The 17,099-nt window shown below is 73.1% G+C and carries 16 protein-coding genes; 9 read left to right on the top strand and 7 right to left on the bottom strand.

Annotated elements, in window-relative coordinates; genetic code table 11:
- The first annotated feature begins 233 nt into the window (after window positions 1-233).
- Complete coding sequence (locus tag HTZ77_RS18920; protein WP_235994868.1) at window positions 234-2,216, top strand: NAD(P)-binding protein; 1,983 nt, start codon at window positions 234-236, stop codon at window positions 2,214-2,216.
- A 1-nt stretch (window position 2,217) separates the two neighbouring features.
- Here HTZ77_RS18920 and HTZ77_RS18915 read toward each other — a convergent pair whose 3' ends face one another.
- Window positions 2,218-3,000, bottom strand: a complete 783-nt coding sequence (locus HTZ77_RS18915; RefSeq protein WP_175590946.1) for an SDR family NAD(P)-dependent oxidoreductase — start codon at window positions 2,998-3,000, stop codon at window positions 2,218-2,220.
- A gap of 186 nt (window positions 3,001-3,186) precedes the next feature.
- Between HTZ77_RS18915 and HTZ77_RS18910 the strand changes: the two genes are divergently transcribed.
- Genes HTZ77_RS18910 through HTZ77_RS18895 form a run of 4 tightly spaced genes read left to right on the top strand, consistent with a single transcriptional unit; the run spans window position 3,187 to window position 6,644 of the window.
- Window positions 3,187-5,316, top strand: a complete 2,130-nt coding sequence (locus tag HTZ77_RS18910; RefSeq protein WP_205302854.1) for a sensor histidine kinase — start codon at window positions 3,187-3,189, stop codon at window positions 5,314-5,316.
- Window positions 5,313-5,720: a roadblock/LC7 domain-containing protein gene (locus HTZ77_RS18905; RefSeq protein ID WP_175590944.1), complete on the top strand. Its 408-nt coding sequence runs from the start codon at window positions 5,313-5,315 to the stop codon at window positions 5,718-5,720. The genes HTZ77_RS18910 and HTZ77_RS18905 overlap by 4 nt, the downstream gene beginning before the upstream one ends.
- Complete coding sequence (locus HTZ77_RS18900; protein WP_175590943.1) at window positions 5,717-6,091, top strand: DUF742 domain-containing protein; 375 nt, start codon at window positions 5,717-5,719, stop codon at window positions 6,089-6,091. Before HTZ77_RS18905 ends, HTZ77_RS18900 begins: the two co-directional genes overlap by 4 nt.
- Window positions 6,072-6,644 (top strand): GTP-binding protein, encoded by a 573-nt coding sequence (locus HTZ77_RS18895; RefSeq protein WP_175590942.1) that lies wholly within the window; start codon window positions 6,072-6,074, stop codon window positions 6,642-6,644. Before HTZ77_RS18900 ends, HTZ77_RS18895 begins: the two co-directional genes overlap by 20 nt.
- A 51-nt stretch (window positions 6,645-6,695) precedes the next feature.
- On the opposite strand, the gene HTZ77_RS18890 is transcribed toward HTZ77_RS18895, so the two are convergent.
- From HTZ77_RS18890 to HTZ77_RS18880, 3 genes are all read right to left on the bottom strand, one after another.
- Complete coding sequence (locus HTZ77_RS18890; protein ID WP_175590941.1) at window positions 6,696-7,070, bottom strand: DUF742 domain-containing protein; 375 nt, start codon at window positions 7,068-7,070, stop codon at window positions 6,696-6,698.
- The gene (locus tag HTZ77_RS18885) at window positions 7,067-9,427 is read right to left on the bottom strand and encodes a sensor histidine kinase (protein ID WP_175590940.1); all 2,361 of its coding nucleotides are present in this window, start codon (window positions 9,425-9,427) and stop codon (window positions 7,067-7,069) included. The genes HTZ77_RS18890 and HTZ77_RS18885 overlap by 4 nt, the downstream gene beginning before the upstream one ends.
- Before the next feature lie 62 nt (window positions 9,428-9,489).
- The gene (locus HTZ77_RS18880) at window positions 9,490-10,314 is read right to left on the bottom strand and encodes a DUF998 domain-containing protein (protein WP_235994867.1); all 825 of its coding nucleotides are present in this window, start codon (window positions 10,312-10,314) and stop codon (window positions 9,490-9,492) included.
- 167 nt (window positions 10,315-10,481) lie between these two features.
- Here HTZ77_RS18880 and HTZ77_RS18875 point away from each other — a divergent pair, with 167 nt between their 5' ends.
- Window positions 10,482-11,432 (top strand): alpha/beta hydrolase, encoded by a 951-nt coding sequence (locus tag HTZ77_RS18875; protein ID WP_175590939.1) that lies wholly within the window; start codon window positions 10,482-10,484, stop codon window positions 11,430-11,432.
- A gap of 96 nt (window positions 11,433-11,528) precedes the next feature.
- Here HTZ77_RS18875 and xylB read toward each other — a convergent pair whose 3' ends face one another.
- From xylB to HTZ77_RS18860, 3 genes are all read right to left on the bottom strand, one after another.
- Window positions 11,529-13,016 carry a xylulokinase gene (gene xylB, locus HTZ77_RS18870; protein ID WP_175590938.1) on the bottom strand — a complete coding sequence of 496 codons (1,488 nt, stop codon included), beginning with the start codon at window positions 13,014-13,016 and terminating at the stop codon, window positions 11,529-11,531.
- 611 nt (window positions 13,017-13,627) lie between these two features.
- Window positions 13,628-13,816: a hypothetical protein gene (locus HTZ77_RS18865; protein ID WP_175590937.1), complete on the bottom strand. Its 189-nt coding sequence runs from the start codon at window positions 13,814-13,816 to the stop codon at window positions 13,628-13,630.
- 214 nt (window positions 13,817-14,030) lie between these two features.
- Complete coding sequence (locus tag HTZ77_RS18860) at window positions 14,031-14,480, bottom strand: MarR family winged helix-turn-helix transcriptional regulator (protein WP_205302853.1); 450 nt, start codon at window positions 14,478-14,480, stop codon at window positions 14,031-14,033.
- 61 nt (window positions 14,481-14,541) lie between these two features.
- Here HTZ77_RS18860 and HTZ77_RS18855 point away from each other — a divergent pair, with 61 nt between their 5' ends.
- From HTZ77_RS18855 to HTZ77_RS48255, 3 genes are all read left to right on the top strand, one after another.
- Window positions 14,542-15,051, top strand: coding sequence for a VOC family protein (locus tag HTZ77_RS18855; RefSeq protein ID WP_175590935.1), 510 nt, complete (start codon window positions 14,542-14,544; stop codon window positions 15,049-15,051).
- Between the two features lie 87 nt (window positions 15,052-15,138).
- Window positions 15,139-15,447: a hypothetical protein gene (locus HTZ77_RS18850; protein ID WP_175590934.1), complete on the top strand. Its 309-nt coding sequence runs from the start codon at window positions 15,139-15,141 to the stop codon at window positions 15,445-15,447.
- A gap of 268 nt (window positions 15,448-15,715) precedes the next feature.
- On the top strand, window positions 15,716-16,777 hold the full coding sequence (locus HTZ77_RS48255; protein WP_205302852.1) for a helix-turn-helix transcriptional regulator: 1,062 nt from the start codon (window positions 15,716-15,718) through the stop codon (window positions 16,775-16,777).
- The last annotated feature ends 322 nt before the right edge of the window (window positions 16,778-17,099 follow it).

The raw sequence follows: 17,099 nt of genomic DNA, 5'->3' as shown, positions 1-17,099 counted from the left end.
TCATGGAATCGCGCGGTTTCATGGCGGCCATATCCATTCACCCCCATTCCCGGGCGAGCGGAGTCACCGAACGGGCTCGACCAGCCGCGGATCGGAGTCTCCGCACGCCAGGAGGCCCGAACGGGGGCACACCCCGCAAAGCGGCAATTCGCCGTAACAGGTCGCGCAAAAAGTTTCTCGGAGCACTGCGCGGCGTAGCGCGGCATTTGCCCGGCGTCATCATGATCCAGCACATGAGCGACATCGACCCGCGCCGGGCGCGCGACCTCGGGATGGACCGGCCGATTTCGCGCCGTGACTTCTTCGACGGCGTCGCCGTGACCGCGGCGGCGACGGCGGTGGGCGCGGTCACCGGGATCCCGCTCCTCCACGGCGGCCGCGGCGCGGAGCGGCCCGAGGAGCCCCCCTACCCGCCGGCGCTCACCGGACTGCGGGGCGACGACCCCGACGCGCTCAGCGTGCCGCACGCGCTGCGCGACGGCCGCTTCTGGGAGCACGCCGGCCCGCCCCACCCCACGGGCGAGAGCTACGACCTGGTGGTCGTGGGCGCCGGCGTCAGCGGCGTCACCGCCGCCCACGAGTGGCTGCGGCGCGAGCCGAAGGCCCGCGTGCTCGTCCTCGACAACCACGACGAGATCGGCGGGCACGCGCGGCGCAACGAGTTCAGGGGCGGCGCGCGACCGGGGCCGCTGATCGGGCCCGGCGGCTCGCCGTCGCTCGGCCCGCCCGAGGCGTGGACGCCCGAGGCCAAGGAGCTGCTCGCCCTCCTCGGCGTCGAGCCGGACACGCTCGCCGGGCGCCTGGACCGCGAGCTCTACCCGGGTCTCGGCCTGCGCAGGGGCGTGATGTGCGACCGGGAGGCGTTCGGGCGCGACCGGCTGGTGGCCTTCGAGCCCGACGGGCCGGCCGAGGACTGGGTGAGCCGCCTGCCGATCGCCGAGCAGGCCCGGCGGGACCTGCTCATGCTCTGCACCGACCCGCCCGACTGGCTCTCCGGGATGCCGGACGAGGAGAAGGAACGGCGGCTGGCGGAGCTGACGTACTCGGCGTTCCTGCTGGAGGTGTGCGGGGTCCACCCGGACGTGGAGCGGTTCTGCCGCACGATGCCGAGCGCCCGCTGGGGGTACGGCGCCGACTCCTTCGGCGCGATCGACGCCTGGGGCATGGCCCGCCGCTGGGACTATCCCGGCTTCGGCGGCCTGGGGCTGGACCGGGGCAAGCCGTCGCGGTTCAACTCGCCCACGGTGCGCAAGGAGTGGGACGCGGGTGCTCCCGTCCGCTTCCCCGAGGGCAACCAGGCGCTGGTGCGGATGCTGGTGGGCCGGATGGTCCCCGGCTTCGCCGGCTCCGCGTCCACCTCCGCGTCCACCTCCGCGTCCACCTCCGCGTCCACCTCCGTGTCCGCGGACGGCGTGACGACGGCCGCCTACGACTACGCCCGCCTGGACCGGCCCGGGAGCCGGGTCCGGGTCCGGCTGTCCAGCCCGGTGGTCTCGGTGCGCAACGACGGCGACGGCTCCGCCGCCACGGTCGGCTACTTCGACGGCTACCGGCTCAGGACCGTGAGCGCGGGTGCCGTGGTGCTGGCCTGCTGGCACACCGTCATCCCGTACCTCGTGCCGGAGCTGCCGGCCGACCAGCGGCGCGCGCTGCGGGCCGCCGTCAAGACGCCCGTGCTGCACGCCACCGTACGGCTGCGCGACTGGCGGGCCTGGCACCGGGCGGGGGTGCGGGCCGTGCGCTGGACGGGCGCGTACTGGTGCCAGACGGAGCTGGGACGGCCCGTGAGCGCTCCCGGCTACCCGTGCCCCACCGACCCCTCCGAGCCGATCCTGGCGCATCTGGTGGCCGCGCCGAGCCGCTCGGAGCTCGGGCCCGCCCGCGGGGCCGCCGCGGGCCGCCAGGCGCTCCTCAGGACCCCGTACGAGGACCTGGAGTACACGCTGCGGGACCAGCTCACCCGGCTGCTGGAGCCGTACGGCTTCGACCCGGCCGCCGACGTCGAGGCCGTCACGGTCAACCGGTGGGGGCACGGGTACGCGCCCGAGTACCGCAGGCCGTGGGACGGCTTCTACCCCGACGGCCCGCTCCCCGCGGAGACCGCCCGGCGGCCGTTCGGCCGGATCGCGATCGCGAACGCCGACGCCGAGCCGGGCGGCGGCTTCGACTCCGCGGTCACGGCGGCCTGCCGGGCGGTGGACGACCTGACCCGCTGACCTACCCGACGGCCTTCAGCGTGGCCTCCCACAGGCGCTCGGCCAGGGCCGGGTCGGACATGGTCGCCGGCACCTCCCGTGGCGCCTGCCCGTCGACGTACCGGCCCTGGTGCTCCACCCCGTCGCGGTGCGTGGCCAGGTGGACCAGGGTGCGCGCCCCGTGCTCCGGCGGCTTGGCGTACCCGGGCACCGCCAGGAAGAGCCGCATGAGCAGCGACCCGGCGGCGAACCCGGTGCGGATCACCCCCGGATGGAAGCACGTGGCCGCCACCCCGCGGGCCGCGAGCCCGACCGTGAACAGCGCGTTGGCCTGCTTGGTGTCGCCGTACTGGAGCCAGCCGTTCCACCTGCGCCGCTCCCGCGACAGGTCGGACGGGTCGAGCCGGCCGCTCCGGGCCGCGCGGGACGAGGTGGTCACCACCCTGTCGACCCGCTCTCCCAAGGTTTGGGTCAGCACGAACGGCGCCAGATGGTTGACCTGAACCATGAGCTCGTGGCCGTCCGACGTCACGGTCCGCTCGGTGCTCATGACTCCGGCGTTGTTGGCGAGCACCGCGATGCGCTCGTAGCGCTCGGCGAGGCGGGCCGCGAGCGCCCGTACGTCGTCCAGCGACGTGAAGTCGCACGTCAGCACGTCGGCCTTCGGACCGGCCAGGCCGGCCGCCACCTCGTCGAGCCGCCGCCGGTCGCGGCCCACGAGGACCACCCGGTGCCCGCGGCGGGAAAGCTCGGCCGCCGCGGCGGCCCCGATCCCGGCGCTTGCCCCAGTAATCACACTAATCATCCTGTTCCTCCCACTGCGCCGGGAGCTTAAACGGTGCTAGTCTCCTGTGCGATCTTCCGGAGGTGTATTTACACAAAAGGTGGAAATGCCCCTCGACTCCGAGGTTGGGACATGGGCTCGCGTAACCGGTCAATTCGGTTCAAGATCTTCTTATTGCTGCTACTACCCCTCCTATCTCTGAGCGCGTTGTGGGGGTTCGCCCTGAACCTCACCGTGGGTGACGGGCAGGCCCTCCTGAGGACCAACACCCTGTACCAGACGGTCGGGGTCACCTCGACCGAGCTGGGTCTCCAGCTCCAGGCCGAACGCGCCCGCTCCGCCGTGGCCGTCACCACGCGTGAGCTCACCAAGGACCTCGGTGCCCAGCGAGCCCGCACCGACAAGGCCGTCGCCGACTTCCGCCGCGCCGCCACCGAGGCCGGCGACGCCGTCACAGCCGAGCTGCGCCGCCCGCTCGACACCCTCGACGGCGCGCTCGCCCGCCTCGGCTCCATCCGCGCCGACATCGACGCCGGCCTCAGCTCCCGCCTCGTGGGCATCAACGCCTACAACGCCGTCCTCGACGCCCTCTTCCGCTTCTACGACCACATGGTCTCCGTGCCCGACCTCCCGCTCTTCCAGCAGGCCACGGCCATGCAGGCGATGGGCAACGCCCGCGAGGTCATCGCCCGGGAGCACGCGCTGATCAGCGGCGCCCTGGTCGACGGGCAGCTCACCCAGCCCGAGGCCGCCGCGTTCACCGAGTACACCGCCACCCGCACGTTCCTGCACTCCCGCGGCCTGGCCGGCCTCGACGTCGCGCTGCGCCGGCCGTACGAGAAGGTGCTCGACGGCGCCACCTTCCGCGACTTCACCCGCATGGAGAAGCGAATCGTCACCACCGGCGAGCCGCCGCCCGACGCCGCCGCCTGGAACGCGGCCGTCGGCCAGGTGATGGCCCAGCTCGACCGGCTCGGCGTCTCCTCCTCCGAAGTGCTCTCCGACCGCGCCACCGGGGCGGCCACCGCCATCCTCGCCCGCATCGCGGTCGCCGGCGTCGTCGGCCTGATCGCCGTCCTCGCCTCGATCGTCATCTCCGTGCGTCTCGGCCGCCGCCTGGGCGCCGAGCTGGCCGGGCTGCGCGCCGCCGCCGTCGAGCTGTCGGAGGAGCGGCTGCCCGCCCTCGTCGAGAGCCTGCGCCGCGGCGACGACGTGGACCCCGCGAAGGAGGCCAAGCCGCTCAAGGTCAGCGGCTCCGCCGAGATCACCGACGTGGGCCGCGCGTTCGCCTCCGTGCAGTGCACCGCCGTACGGGCCGCCGTGGGGCAGGCCGAGCTGCGCCGCGGCGTGAGCCAGGTCTTCCTCAACCTCGCCCGGCGCAAGCAGGGCCTGCTGCATCGCCAGCTCGCCCTGCTCGACAGCATGCAGCGCCGCACCCACGACCCCGACCGCCTGGAAGAGCTCTTCCGCGTCGACCACCTCACCACCCGCATGCGCCGCCACGCCGAGAGCCTCATCGTCCTGTCCGGGTCGGCTCCCGGCCGCGCCTGGCGCAAGCCGGTGTCCGTGCTCGACATCGTGCGGGCCGCCGTCGCCGAGGTCGAGGAGTACACGCGGGTCACGGTGGAGACCATGCCGGCCAGCGCCATCGACGGCGGCGCCGCGGCCGACCTCACCCACCTCGTGGCCGAGCTGGTCGAGAACGCGACCCTGTACTCGCCGCCCGACACACCGATCCACGTCCGCGGCGACCTGGTGAGCAACGGGTACGCGATCGAGGTGGAGGACCGGGGACTCGGGCTTCCCCAGGCCGAGTACGCCGCGATCAACGCGCGGCTGGCCCGGCCCCCGGAGTTCGACCTCGCCGACAGCGACAGGCTCGGCCTGTTCGTGGTCGGCAAGCTGGCCGAGCGGCACGACATCCAGGTGCTGATGCGCCGCTCGCCGTTCGGCGGCACCACGGCGATCGTCCTGGTGCCGCGCGCCCTGGTCAGCGAGCAGACGGCGCTGACGGCCGGCGACGACGACCGTGACACCCGCCGCGAGGCCGGCGAGGACACGGGCGGCGGCAGCGGCCGGGGCACCGTCGCCGGGCTGCCCAGCCGTACGAGGAAGAAGAAGGCCCTCGCCGTGGTGAGCGGCGGGACCCATGCCGGCCTGCCCACGCGGGTCCGGCAGGCAAACCTGGCACCCCAGCTTCGGGCGGACCCGACGCCCGAGCCGGAGCCGGAGCAGAAGACGGAACGCTCTCCCGACGAGGTACGCGATCTGTTCTCCGCGTTCCAACGGGGAACCCAACGCGCCCGAGAAGAAGCAAATGAGGAGGGGGAGGCATGAGCGCGCCCACGACCAACACCGGTGAGCTGAACTGGCTGCTCGACGACCTGACGACCAGGGTCGCGGCGGTCCGGCAGGCTGTGATCCTGTCGACCGACGGCCTCGCGGTGGGCTACTCCAAGGGGCTCGTCCGCGAGGACGCCGAGCACCTGTCGGCCGTGGCGGCCGGGTTCCAGAGCCTCGCCCGCGGCACCGGACGCCACTTCGGCGGCGGCGACGTCCGCCAGACCATCGTGGAGATGGAGTCGGCGTTCCTGTTCGTGACCGCGGCCGGCCAGGGCACGTGCCTGGCCGTGCTGGCCGAGGCGAACGTCGACGTCGGGCACATCGCCTACGAGATGGCGATGCTGGTCAAGCGGGTGGGCCAGCACATCTCGACCAACCCGCGAAACACGACGCCATGACGGAGACCCCCCAGTGGCTGGACGACGCGGCGGGACCGGTCGTCCGGCCCTACGCGCTCATCCGGGGGAGGACGAGGTCGTCGGGGGACGCCTTCGACCTCGTCGCCACCGTGACCGTCGTCGGGGAGCCCTCCGGCGAGGCGGCGGGCGAGCTGGGGCCCGAGCAGCGGCTCATCCTGCGGGCGGCGCGCTCCCCGATCTCGGTCGCCGACGTGGCCGTCGAGCTGGACCTGCCCATCGGGGTCGTGCGGGTGCTGCTCGGCGATCTGCGTGACAACGGCTTCATCTCTGTGACCTCTCCCTCAGCGGCTCGGCAGCGTTCGAACGAGGGCATTCTCAAGGAAGTGATCAATGGACTCCGGGCTCTCTGACGACCCCGTCGCGCTGAAGATCCTCGTGGCGGGGGGCTTCGGCGTCGGCAAGACCACCCTGGTGGGCGCCATCAGCGAGATCAAGCCGCTGCGCACCGAGGAGGTGCTGTCGGAGCGCGGGATCGGCGTGGACGACATCGACGGCGTGGAGGCCAAGACCACCACCACCGTCGCCATGGACTTCGGCCGCATCACCATCCGCGACGGGCTGGTCGTCTACCTGTTCGGGACGCCGGGGCAGGAGCGGTTCTGGTTCATGTGGGACGAGCTGTCCTACGGCGCGCTCGGGGCCGTGGTCATCGCCGACACCCGGCGGCTGACCGACTGCTTCCCGTCCGTGGACTACTTCGAGCAGCGCGGCACGCCGTTCGTGGTGGCCGTCAACTGCTTCGACGGCGCGGCGCGGCACAGCGTCGACGACGTGCGGATCGCGCTCGACCTCGACCCGGACGTGCCGGTGCTGCTGTGCGACGTGCGGCGGCGCAGCTCGGCCAAGGAGGTCATGGTCACGCTGGTGGAGCACTCCCTGCGGACCCTGACCGCGACGGGCTGACGCCCGGCGCCCCGCCCCCCGACGCGGCGCCTCTCGCGGCTCTGGCGGGCGCTACAGCGCCCGCAGGCCGTTGATGACCTCTCTCAGCAGGTTCTCCGTCGCGCCCGTGCTCTTCGCGAGCGGCGGACGCACCGAGACCAGCCCGTAGTGCAGCAGGTCGCCCAGGAGCACCCGCACCACCCCGACCGGGAGCTGCAGCTCCGCGGCGAGCTCCACCACGGGCCTGGCCTGCGCGGCCACGGTGGCGATCAGCCGCCGGTGCTGCGCGCTCAGCTCCGCCTTGGCCGGCACGGGCAGGCCGCTGGCCACCACCGTGGCCAGCAGGTCGATCTCGGGCGCGGAGGACCTGGTGCGTCCACGGGCGACCGCGTACGGCCGCACGACCGGCCCGGCCTCCTCGTCCACCCACTCGGGCTCGCGGCTCACGACTGAGTTCCCCCATCCTGGTCGCTGTCCTGACGCCCGCGCCGCCAGCCCGACTGGAGGGAGGACAGCAGGGCCCTGGCCTCCTCGGGCGAGCGCTCCTCGACGGACTTGGCGGGCTGGTGCTGCGTCTGGGTCCTGGAGGGCAGGCCGGCCCCCTGCCGGCCGCTCGGAGCGGAGGCTCCGTCCCCCTGGTGCTGGAGCTGGGGCGGCAGGTTGGTCTGCCGCACGCGGCGGGGCAGCCCGGAGTCCGGCTGGGACTGCGGCTGGTGCGGCTGCGGCTGCGGCGCCTGCAGCATCTGGGGCTGCGTCTGGGCCTGCGGCTGCTGCTGCGGCGACTGGGCGCGGCGGGACGTGCGGACGCGGCGCGGCAGCCCGCCCGGGCCCGTGGCGCCCTCCAGGGACGCGACGGGCCGCTCGGAGCCATCGGCGTCCTGCCGGACCACCGACACCGACACCGGCTCGAACGCCGGCATGTCCAGCGGCGGCGGCAGCATCTCCACCAGCATCGAGGGGATGAGCACGATCGCCGTGGTGCCGCCGTAGGGCGACGGCTTGAGCGTCACCGAGATGCCGTGCCGGTTGGCGAGCATTCCGACCACCGCGAAGCCGAGCTGCTCGGTCTGGGAGGGGTCGAAGTCGGGCGGGGCCGCCAGGCGCAGGTTGATCGCGTCGCGCTGCTCCGGCGACATGCCGAGGCCGCGGTCCTCCACCTCGACCGCGAAGCCGCGGCCGACCATCTCGCCGCGCACCGACACCTCGTTGCCGGGCGAGGAGAACGAGGTGGCGTTCTCGATCAGCTCGGCGAACAGGTGCATGAGGTCCGCCACCGCCGAGCCGGAGAAGCCGCACTCGGGCATCGGGTAGACGCGGACGCGGGTGTACTCCTCGACCTGGGCCGCGGCGCCGTTCAGCACGTCCTCGACCGGGATGGTGCCGCGCCAGCGGCGCCCGGCGGAGCCGCCCGACAGCAGCACCAGGCCCTCCGCGTGGCGGCGCATGCGGGTGGTGAGGTGGTCGAGCCTGAACAGCCGCTCCAGCGCCTCCGGCTCCTCGGTCTGGCGCTGCATGTCGTCGAGCAGCCTGAGCTGGCGCTGGAGCAGCGTCTGGCTGCGCCTGGCCAGGTTGCGCAGCGCCTCGGAGACGCCGTGGCGGAGTCTCGCCTGCTCGACGGCGGCGTCCACGGCGGTGCGCTGGACGCTGTCGAAGGCCGCCGCCAGGTCCCTGACCTCGCTCGTGGTCTGGTCGGCCACGGTGATGGGCGGCGCCTCGGCGTCGACGTCCACGCTGTCGCCCCTGCGTAGCCGGGTCACCACGTCGGGCAGCTTGATCTCGGCCAGGTCCAGCGCGCTGCGGCGCAGGGCGCCGAGGTCGTAGGCGATGCGCCGGCCGGCCCGGATGGACACGACGACGGAGAAGATGACCGCGAGCAGCCCGAGCGCGCCCGCGATGCCGGCGCGGATGATGATCGCGATGCCGGCCGGCTCGATCCGGGCGAGCAGCGCGTCACCGGTGCGCCAGACGGCCTCGGTGTAGTCCTTCAGCACCGGGTCGGCCAGCTCGCGCCACATCTGCATGTTGACGGGCTCGCCCATGATGTACGAGTCGAGGGCCCGCTCCATCGTCGCGAAGCGGGAGGAGGTCGCCACCTTCTGCACCCCGGCGCGCAGCTCGGGGTCCATGTTGGCCATGGCCGACGGGAAGAGGTTCTGCCGGGCGCCGTCGATGCGGGCCAGCAGGTGCAGGTCGGTCATGCTCGGCTTGCCGTCGGCGGCCACGATGAGCGCGTGCTCGCGGCTGAGCAGCTCGCGCACCTCGTCGGCGGCGATCAGGCCGTGGCTCTGCCGGGCCAGTTCCACGTCGGTGCTCACCGTGAACGTGGAGTACATGATGTGGACGACGTCGGAGATCTCGGAGTACTGCTGGATCAGGGACGACGGCGTCATCTTGCCGGCGTCGACCTGCCGCCGCACCTCCGGCAGCCGCTCGACCGCCTCGAAGGCGTTCTTCAGCCGGTCGCGCATCTCCGGCGTCATGGCCGACTGGGTGCTGGCCGTCGTGCCGTTCAGGGTGAGCTTGGCGCGCACCCGGTCGACCTTGACGCGGGCGTCGGTCAGCGCGGCGGGGTCGGTGGCGGTGCCCGCGAGCCGCTCGGCGGAGGCCAGCCGCTCCTGCTGGAGGTTGCCGACCACGCCGTCGGCGTAGTTGATCACGTTGGTCCAGATGGTCTGGGCCTTGAGAAGGTTGACCGCCTCGCCGATGGTGGTGGCGGCGGCGAAGGCCCAGAGCGCGACGAGAGAGACCAGGGGAATGACGAGCAGTGTCGAGATCTTGAATCTGATGGATCTGCCCGATGCCATGGTACCTGCTCCCGGATAGAAGATCGCGGGAGAGAATAGCACCGAAACGGGTGTGTTTAAGATCAACTCGCGATAAATCTGTGATAAGTCGGGAAATTGACGGCTTTTCCGACCCCGCGGGCCCAGGCCAGCCGGGCCAGCCACCCGGCCAGGACCAGCAGCAACGTGACCTCCGCGGCCAGCAGCAGCCGCTCCACCAGCCCGATCATCACCCCGCCGCCCGGCAGGGCCACGTACGTGATCGCCAGCAGCCCGAACCCCCCGGCGAGCGCCAGCCACTCCACCACCCGCGCCACCGGCTTCCACGCGGCGTCGGCCGCCAGCCGCGGCACCATGAGCGCCGCCGCCGCGGGCAGGCTCACGAACGCCGCCACCGACACGTACCGGTGGATCTGGGCGGTGAGGGTGAGGTCGTGACCGATGGGCGTGGTCGGCACCACCGCGGCGACGACCAGCGCGACCGACCACACCAGCAGCAGCCGCTCGGGCGTCCCCCGGACCGGCGCCCCCGCCGCCCGCATCCCGCCCAGCAGCGCCAGCGACCCCAGCCCCATGACGGCCATCGCGACCTCCGTGACGCCCCCGCGGTCGGACACGGCGTACTCGCTGATGGTCACGTTGAGAGGGTCGAGGTACGGGTCGGGGCCGAACTGGCCGGCCACGACCGCGACGACGGCGGAGACGATCGACAGGCACGCGACGAGCGCGTAGACCCCGACCCGGGCGCCGGCGCCCCCGACCCGGTACCCCGCGCCCTCCCTCGGAGCCCCGGAGCCCTCCCCCTGAGCCCCGGAACCCTCCCCCTGAGCCCCGGCGGTCCCGGACGCGGCCCGCGCCTTCCCCTGGGGCGCAGTCGCGGGGGTGATCCTGTCCTTCACTGCCGTCATGCCCCAACCCTCCCGCCCGCACCGGGCCGGGGGCATCAGGCCAGACCCCCGGAGCGCCCCTGATCCCTTCTCAGGGTCCCCTAGGGGCCGTGGGCTCGGGATCAGGTGATGCGGGTACGCCAGCCCGAGAAGAGAACGCACGACGAGCAGAAGGACGACACCTCATCATGAGCGAGCACATACTCGAACCCGCGGCGCAGGAGATCGCGGACGCCACCTCGAAGCCGCCGTTCCTGTACGAGCTGGGCCCCGAGGGCGCCCGGAAGGTCCTGGACGACATCCAGGCCGCCCCGATCGACAAGCCCGACGTCGACGAGAAGTGGATCACCGTGCCGGCCGAGGTCGGGGACGTGCGGGTCCGCATCGTCAAGCCACCCGGAGCCGCCGGGCCGCTGCCCACCGTCCTGTACGTCCACGGTGGCGGCTGGATCCTCGGCAACGCGGGCACGCACGACCGGCTCGTCCGCGAACTGGCCGTCGGGGCCGGGGCCGCCGTGGTCTTCGTCGAGTACGACCGCTCGCCGGAGGCGCGCTACCCGGTGGCGATCGAGCAGGCGTACGCCACGGCCCGCTGGATCACCCGCGACGGGGCCTCGGAGGGGCTCGACGCCGCGCGCCTCGCGATCGCGGGCGACTCGGTCGGCGGCAACATGACGGCCGCCCTGACCATCCTGGCCAAGCAGCGCGGCGACGTGACGTTCGTCCACCAGTCGCTCTACTACCCGGTCACGGACGCCGCCCAGGACACCGGCAGCTACCGGGAGTTCGCCGGCGGGCCCTTCCTGACGGCGAAGGCCATGGCCTGGTTCTGGGACGCGTACCTGCCGGACCGCGACAGGCGCGGGGAGATCACCGCCTCGCCGCTGCGGGCGAGCCTGGAGGAGCTGTCCGGGCTGCCCGAGGCGTTCGTGATCGTGGACGAGAACGACGTGCTGCGGGACGAGGGGGAGGCGTACGCGCGCAAGCTCCTGGCTGCCGGGGTGCGCACGACGAGCCTGCGCTACAACGGCATCCTGCACGACTTCATGATGCTCAACCCGCTCAGAGGGACGGCCGCCACCACGGGAGCCGTCGAGCAGGCCGTCCACGTCCTGCGCAAGGCCCTCGGCACGGGCTGACACCCGACCGCACGCACGCACCTCCGGCGCCCCGGACGGCACCTACCTCCGACGCCGACACCGACACCGACACCGAACGTGGAGGCGTGGGGGCGGTCAGTGGGGGCGGTCGAGGATGTGGGGGCGGGCCGCGGCGTAGCGGTGGCGGATGTCCGGCACCGCGTCGGCCTCGTAGACCGCCGCCTCCTGCGAGGACCAGTCGACCTCCGCGTCCAGCAGCCAGGCCGCCTGGTAGGCCGCGCCGTCGGCGACGTACTCTCCCGGCGGCGGCGCCAGGACCGGTCGGCCGAAGACGGTGGGCGCGATGCGGCGGACCGCCTCCGAACGGGCGCCTCCACCGATCAGCAGCACCCGCTCCGGCGTGCGGCCGAGCGCGTCGAGGCCGTCGGCCAGGCCGCACAGCATGCCCTCGATCGCGGCCCGGGCCAGGTGGGCCGGGGTCGAGGTGGCCAGGGTGAGGCCGTGGACCGCGCCCGTGGCGGTGGGCTGGTTGGGGGTGCGCTCGCCTTCGAGGTACGGCACCAGCGTGAGACCGCCGGCACCGGCCGGAGCCTGGAGCGCCAGCTCGCCGAGCCGGTCGAGGTCGACGCCTGTGAGGCGTGCCGCCGCGTCCATGACCCGGGCCGCGTTCAGCGTGCACACCAGCGGCAGGAACCGGCCCGTCGCATCGGCGAACCCCGCCACCTGGCCGCTCGGGTCGGCGCTCGGCGCGTCCGAGACGGCGAACACGGTGCCCGAGGTGCCGATCGAGACCACGACGTCCCCGGGCCGGGCGCCCACGCCGAGCGCGGCGGCCATGTTGTCACCGGTGCCCGGCGCGATGCGCATACGTCCCGCGTCACCACCGCGACGCGAACTCGCCCCGGCGGTGGTCACCCCGCGGGCGAGAGCGTCGGGGGCGGCGGGGGTGGCGGCGTCGGCGATCGGGCCGAGGACGCGCGGCAGCAGCGGGACCGCGCCGAAGGCCGCCTTCAGCAGATCGGTGCGGTACGCCCCCGTGGCCGGGGACCAGTAGCCCGTGCCCGAGACGTCGCCGCGGTCGGTGGTCAGGTGGTCGAGCGGCGGGGGCGGCGCGTCGGCCCACGCCTCGAACGGCAGCCCGAGGGCCCCCGCGAGCCGCCAGGTGAGCCAGTCGTGCGGCAGGCACACCGCGGCCACCCGGCGGGCGTTGTCGGGCTCGAGCTCGGCCAGCCAGCGCAGCTTGGTGATCGTGAACGAGGCCACGGGCACGCTGCCCACCGCCTCGGCCCACGCCGCGGGGCCGCCCAGCTCGGCCACGAGGGCCGCGGCGGCGGCCGCGGAGCGCGTGTCGTTCCAGAGCAACGCGTCACGGACGACCTGGCCCGTCTCGTCTAGGCAGACCATGCCGTGCTGCTGCCCCGCCACGCTGATCGCCGCCACGTCGTCGAGCCCGCCGGCCTCCTTGACGGCCCGCAGGAACGCGGCCCACCAGTGCTCCGGGTGGACCTCGGTGCCCTCGGGGTGGGCGGCCCTGCCCTGGCGTACGAGCCGGCCGGTGGCGGCGTCACGGATGACGACCTTGCAGCTCTGCGTCGACGAGTCGACCCCGGCGACCAGCGTCATGCGGTCACGTCCAGGACATCGCGCGGGACGGGACGGTGGATGTTAGCGCTACCCATGGCCTCGATGCTGCACGAACCACACCGGCCATCACAAGCCCGCCCGCCGAGGAGGCAACCTCGGAGCCACCGGCATCGTGAGCCTCGCCCCGCCATCACCGCCCTCGCAGGACACCGGACTCGCAAGCCTTGCGCCCCACTCGACACATCTCGTGGCAAGGGGACCGCGAGCCCTGCGCCATCGTCAACACACCTCACGAGACCGGGACGGCCAGCCCTGCCTCCCCCTTCGACACACCTCGCGGCACCGGGACCCCGAGCCTTGGGCCCCTGTTCGACACATCCCGCGGCACCGGGACCCCGAGCCTTGCGCCCCCGCTCGACACATCTCACGACACCGGAGACCACGGTTCCGGGGCGCGTCCACGCGACCTCGCGACACCCGGATCACTCACCCGACGCCATCGACACGACGCCGCACCCGCCGAGGTTCACGCGGCTGAACTTCGGCGGCCCGGCGTCGCGACCTCGGGCGTCGCGACGTCAGGGCGGGGCAACGGGCAGGGCGGTCACGACCCGGGCGCCGGCGGTACGAGAGCGTGGGTTCGCGGCAGGTCAGAGGCCGGAGGGGTCGCGGCCCACGCTGATCTCTTCGGCGATCTTGCGCAGCTCGGGACCGTCGAGGCCGGGCGCCTTGGGAAGCTGGCGCACCAGCGCGTCGAGCACCACGGGCACCGGCGCCCCCGCCAGCCGCCCCGCGATCCCGTGGACCGCCCTGAACAGTGCGTCGTCCATGTCGTGCATCCCCCGCTCCTCCGTCCGGTCGCGCGGGGCCTCCGCTCCCCGCGGGGCCGAGGCCACTCCCCCGGCCACCCGCGCAACGCTACGACGTGCCACCGACAGTTTCCGCGCTAGCGACTCAGCGTGTCCGCACCGCGAGGCGGGGGCATGAAGCGCCGCGAGGCGCGGCATGAGGAAGAGCCGCGAGGCGCGGCATGAGGTGAGGGAGCGGCCCGGGTCAGCGCTCCAGGCGGGACCGGACCGTGGCGCAGATGTCGTCGAGCGCCCGGATCTGTTCGGGGTCGAGCACGTCGAACAGGCTCCTCCGGACCTCCTCGACATGGCCCGGCGCGGCGGCCGCCAGGGCGGCGAAGCCCTCGTCCGTGAGCACCGCGAAGTTGCCGCGCCCGTCCTCCGGGCAGCGCTCGCGGCGCACCCACCCGCGCTCCTCCAGCCGCGCCACCGCGTGCGACAGGCGGCTCTGCGAGGACTGCGCCCACGTGGCCAGCTCGCTCATGCGCATGCGGCGCTCCGGCGCCTCCGACAGCCCCACGAGGATCACGTAGTAGGTGTGCGGCATCGCGCTGTCGCGCTGCAACTGGCGGTCGAGCGCCGCATACAGGAGCTGGGTGGCGGCCACGAAGTTGCGCCAGGTGCGCTGCTCGTCGTCGTCCAGCCATCGGGTCATGGGATGCATTTTACTTGAACTCTCATATACATTGGACGTGGCCTGCCGAAAGGGGAAAGCAATGCCGGTCCAGCGACTCAACCACGCGGTCCTGTATGTCCGTGACGTGGAGCGGAGCGTGGCCTTCTACCGGGAAGCCCTCGGCTTCGAGGTCGTCATGGGCATGCGGGGAGCCGCCTTCCTCCAGGCTGCGGGTTCGAACAACGACCACGATCTCGGCCTGTTCGAGATCGGGGCGGGCGCGGGGCCGTCGCCCGCCGGGCGCACCTCGGTCGGGCTCTACCACCTGGCCTGGGAGGTCGACACGCTGGACGAGCTGGAGCGCGTCGCCGCCAGGCTGAGCGAGATGGGCGCGCTGGTCGGCGCGTCGGATCACTCCACCACCAAGGCACTGTACGCCCAAGATCCCGACGGGCTGGAGTTCGAGGTGTCGTGGCTGGTCCCGGCCGCGCTGATCGACGACGAGGTGCTCGCCGCGCGCAGCTCGGTCCGGCCGCTCGACATCGCCGCCGCCAAGCAGCGGTACGGCGGGCAGACCCGCGGCGGCGTGGGCGTCTCCGTCCCCGCCTGACGCCCGCACCGGGAGGCGCGGGAGGAAACGATCGGGGCCCGAGAGGTACCGTGGCCTTGTCCGACTCCCGCGCCTTGGAGAACGGTCATGTCGAGCGATCCTGATCACGTGCTCGACGCCATCGACGGCGTCGTCGACGAATGGGAGGCGCTGAGCGCCGACGCGATGCGCTGGGTCCCTCCCGAGAAAAGGCGGACGGACCTGGTGGGCGAGGTGACCGAGATCTTCGCTCCGCTCACCAACGCCCTCGCCGAGGCCTTCCGCCCGCTGGGCGACGCCGTGACGCGCCTGCTGGACGGGCTCACGGGCGGCGACGACCACGACGACAGCGGCAGCGACGAAGGCAGCGACCGCGACGGCGAGGGCCCCGACACCGGCACGAGCGCTGAGCGCTGAGCGCTGAGCGCTGAGCGCTGAGCACGAGCGCTGAGGCGCGCGCGGGCGGGCCACAGGTCGCCTCATTCGTCGGTCGGCGCGCGTCCGCGGCGCCGTTCGTCGTGCACATTTCCCGCGAATCACCGGAATTCTTTCCATACTCCCACGAGGAATATGCGCCTGAATTCCAGCGGCTGGTCATCTTTTTCGGCGGGACCTAGAATGGCGAACGAGTCGGCGTTGCCGCTGCCCGACAGTCGAAAACTCGCACCACCGGAGTTGATGCCGGGTGACCGACAACGAGGGGCGCATCGCCCGCGAGCTGTGCGCGGCGCTCAGCCCGGCCGGCAGCCCGGCCGAGGTGGGCGCCGCCGTCTCCCGGATCGTCCGGCGCCGGGTGGCGCACGACGCGCTCCGGCTGGTCGGCCTGAACCCGGCCATGGGCATCGGCCTGGGAGCGTTCAGCTTCTGGCACGAGTACCCGCCCGCGCTGATCAGCGCCCTGGTCCTCAACCGGTACCTGCACGGCGAGCCGTGCCCGCTGCCGGATCTCGCCCGGCAGAGCGTCCCGGTGTGCGTGGTGGGAGCGGGCGCCGGCGACGGCCGGCAGAACACGCTGCTGCGGCGGGTGCTGGCCGCCCACGGGGCGAGCAGCGAGCTGCGGCTGCTGGTCCGCGACCGGCACGGCGTGTGGGGCATGCTCGGCCTGCTCCGGGCCGAGGGCGGCAGGCCCTTCGGCGCGGGCGACGTCCGCGAGGTCCAGCGGTTCGTCCCCGCGCTGCTGGCGGGGTTACGCGGCTACGTGACGTCCGGCCCGCTGACGCCCACCGTCCCGGCGCTGCCGACCGGGCTCATCACGATCGGCCCCGACCACAGGGTCGGGGCGGTCTCGCCCCAGGCGCGGGCCTGGATGCGCCAGATGTGGCCGGCCGCCGGCAGCGGGGTGCCGGACTGGATCGCCGGCGCGTTCTGGGTCGGCCTGTCCCTGCACGTCAGGGCGCACCGGCGCGATCCGCGCGCCTGGACGCCGTCGATCTGCGCCCCGGCGGCGAACTTCGGGCGCTGGGTGCTGATCCACGGCCAGCCACTGGATGAGAACGGCCACAGTGACGTGGCCGTTCTCATCCAGGCGGCCGGCAGCGCCCTGCTGCTGCCGTCCTTCTGCGACTGGTACGGCATCACCGCCGCCGAACGCCGCGTCATCGAGCACCTGCAGGCCGGGGCGGCGACGAAGCAGATCGCCCGAGCCCTGGACCTGTCCACCCACACCGTCAACGACCACGTGAAGTCGGTGTACCGGAAGACCGGGGCCCAGAGCCGGGACGAGCTCATCGCGGCGATCGCCGGCTGATCACCCTGCCCCCGCCCCCGCAGAGGTCGGGCCACGACCGGGATGACCTTGCCGAGCGCCTGGCCCGCCGCCACCACCTTGACGACGGCCACAGGGCCAGGTTGGCTCAGCCGCCCACGGCGACGCCGTCCTTGAACCCGATCCGCGCGTCCCAGGGACCGATCATCCCCGCGGCCGTCGTCACGGGGCGCGCGCACGTGCGGCGCGGTGTCGAGTTCGTGAAGGGCGGTGGCCACTCGGCGCCTTTCTTCAGTGGTGAATCGTGAGTGGTGAATCGTGAGTGGCGAATCGTGACATTTCAGCGTTTCTCATTCTGCCGGCG

The sequence above is a fragment of the Nonomuraea montanisoli genome (genome assembly GCF_013363975.1).
GTDB classification, from domain to species: domain Bacteria; phylum Actinomycetota; class Actinomycetes; order Streptosporangiales; family Streptosporangiaceae; genus Nonomuraea; species Nonomuraea montanisoli.
This window is presented reverse-complemented; position numbering and strand designations above follow the sequence as displayed.

Coding starts and splice junctions, on each gene's coding strand:
- HTZ77_RS18860 (WP_205302853.1), bottom strand. CDS start 14,480: ATGACCCGATGGCTGGACGACGACGAGCAGCGCACCTGGCGCAACTTC.
- xylB (WP_175590938.1), bottom strand. CDS start 13,016: ATGACGCTGGTCGCCGGGGTCGACTCGTCGACGCAGAGCTGCAAGGTC.
- HTZ77_RS18895 (WP_175590942.1), top strand. CDS start 6,072: ATGGACTCCGGGCTCTCTGACGACCCCGTCGCGCTGAAGATCCTCGTG.
- HTZ77_RS18855 (WP_175590935.1), top strand. CDS start 14,542: ATGCCGGTCCAGCGACTCAACCACGCGGTCCTGTATGTCCGTGACGTG.
- HTZ77_RS18905 (WP_175590944.1), top strand. CDS start 5,313: ATGAGCGCGCCCACGACCAACACCGGTGAGCTGAACTGGCTGCTCGAC.
- HTZ77_RS18875 (WP_175590939.1), top strand. CDS start 10,482: ATGAGCGAGCACATACTCGAACCCGCGGCGCAGGAGATCGCGGACGCC.
- HTZ77_RS18920 (WP_235994868.1), top strand. CDS start 234: ATGAGCGACATCGACCCGCGCCGGGCGCGCGACCTCGGGATGGACCGG.
- HTZ77_RS18885 (WP_175590940.1), bottom strand. CDS start 9,427: ATGGCATCGGGCAGATCCATCAGATTCAAGATCTCGACACTGCTCGTC.
- HTZ77_RS18880 (WP_235994867.1), bottom strand. CDS start 10,314: ATGACGGCAGTGAAGGACAGGATCACCCCCGCGACTGCGCCCCAGGGG.
- HTZ77_RS18850 (WP_175590934.1), top strand. CDS start 15,139: ATGTCGAGCGATCCTGATCACGTGCTCGACGCCATCGACGGCGTCGTC.
- HTZ77_RS18865 (WP_175590937.1), bottom strand. CDS start 13,816: ATGCACGACATGGACGACGCACTGTTCAGGGCGGTCCACGGGATCGCG.
- HTZ77_RS18915 (WP_175590946.1), bottom strand. CDS start 3,000: ATGATTAGTGTGATTACTGGGGCAAGCGCCGGGATCGGGGCCGCCGCG.
- HTZ77_RS18900 (WP_175590943.1), top strand. CDS start 5,717: ATGACGGAGACCCCCCAGTGGCTGGACGACGCGGCGGGACCGGTCGTC.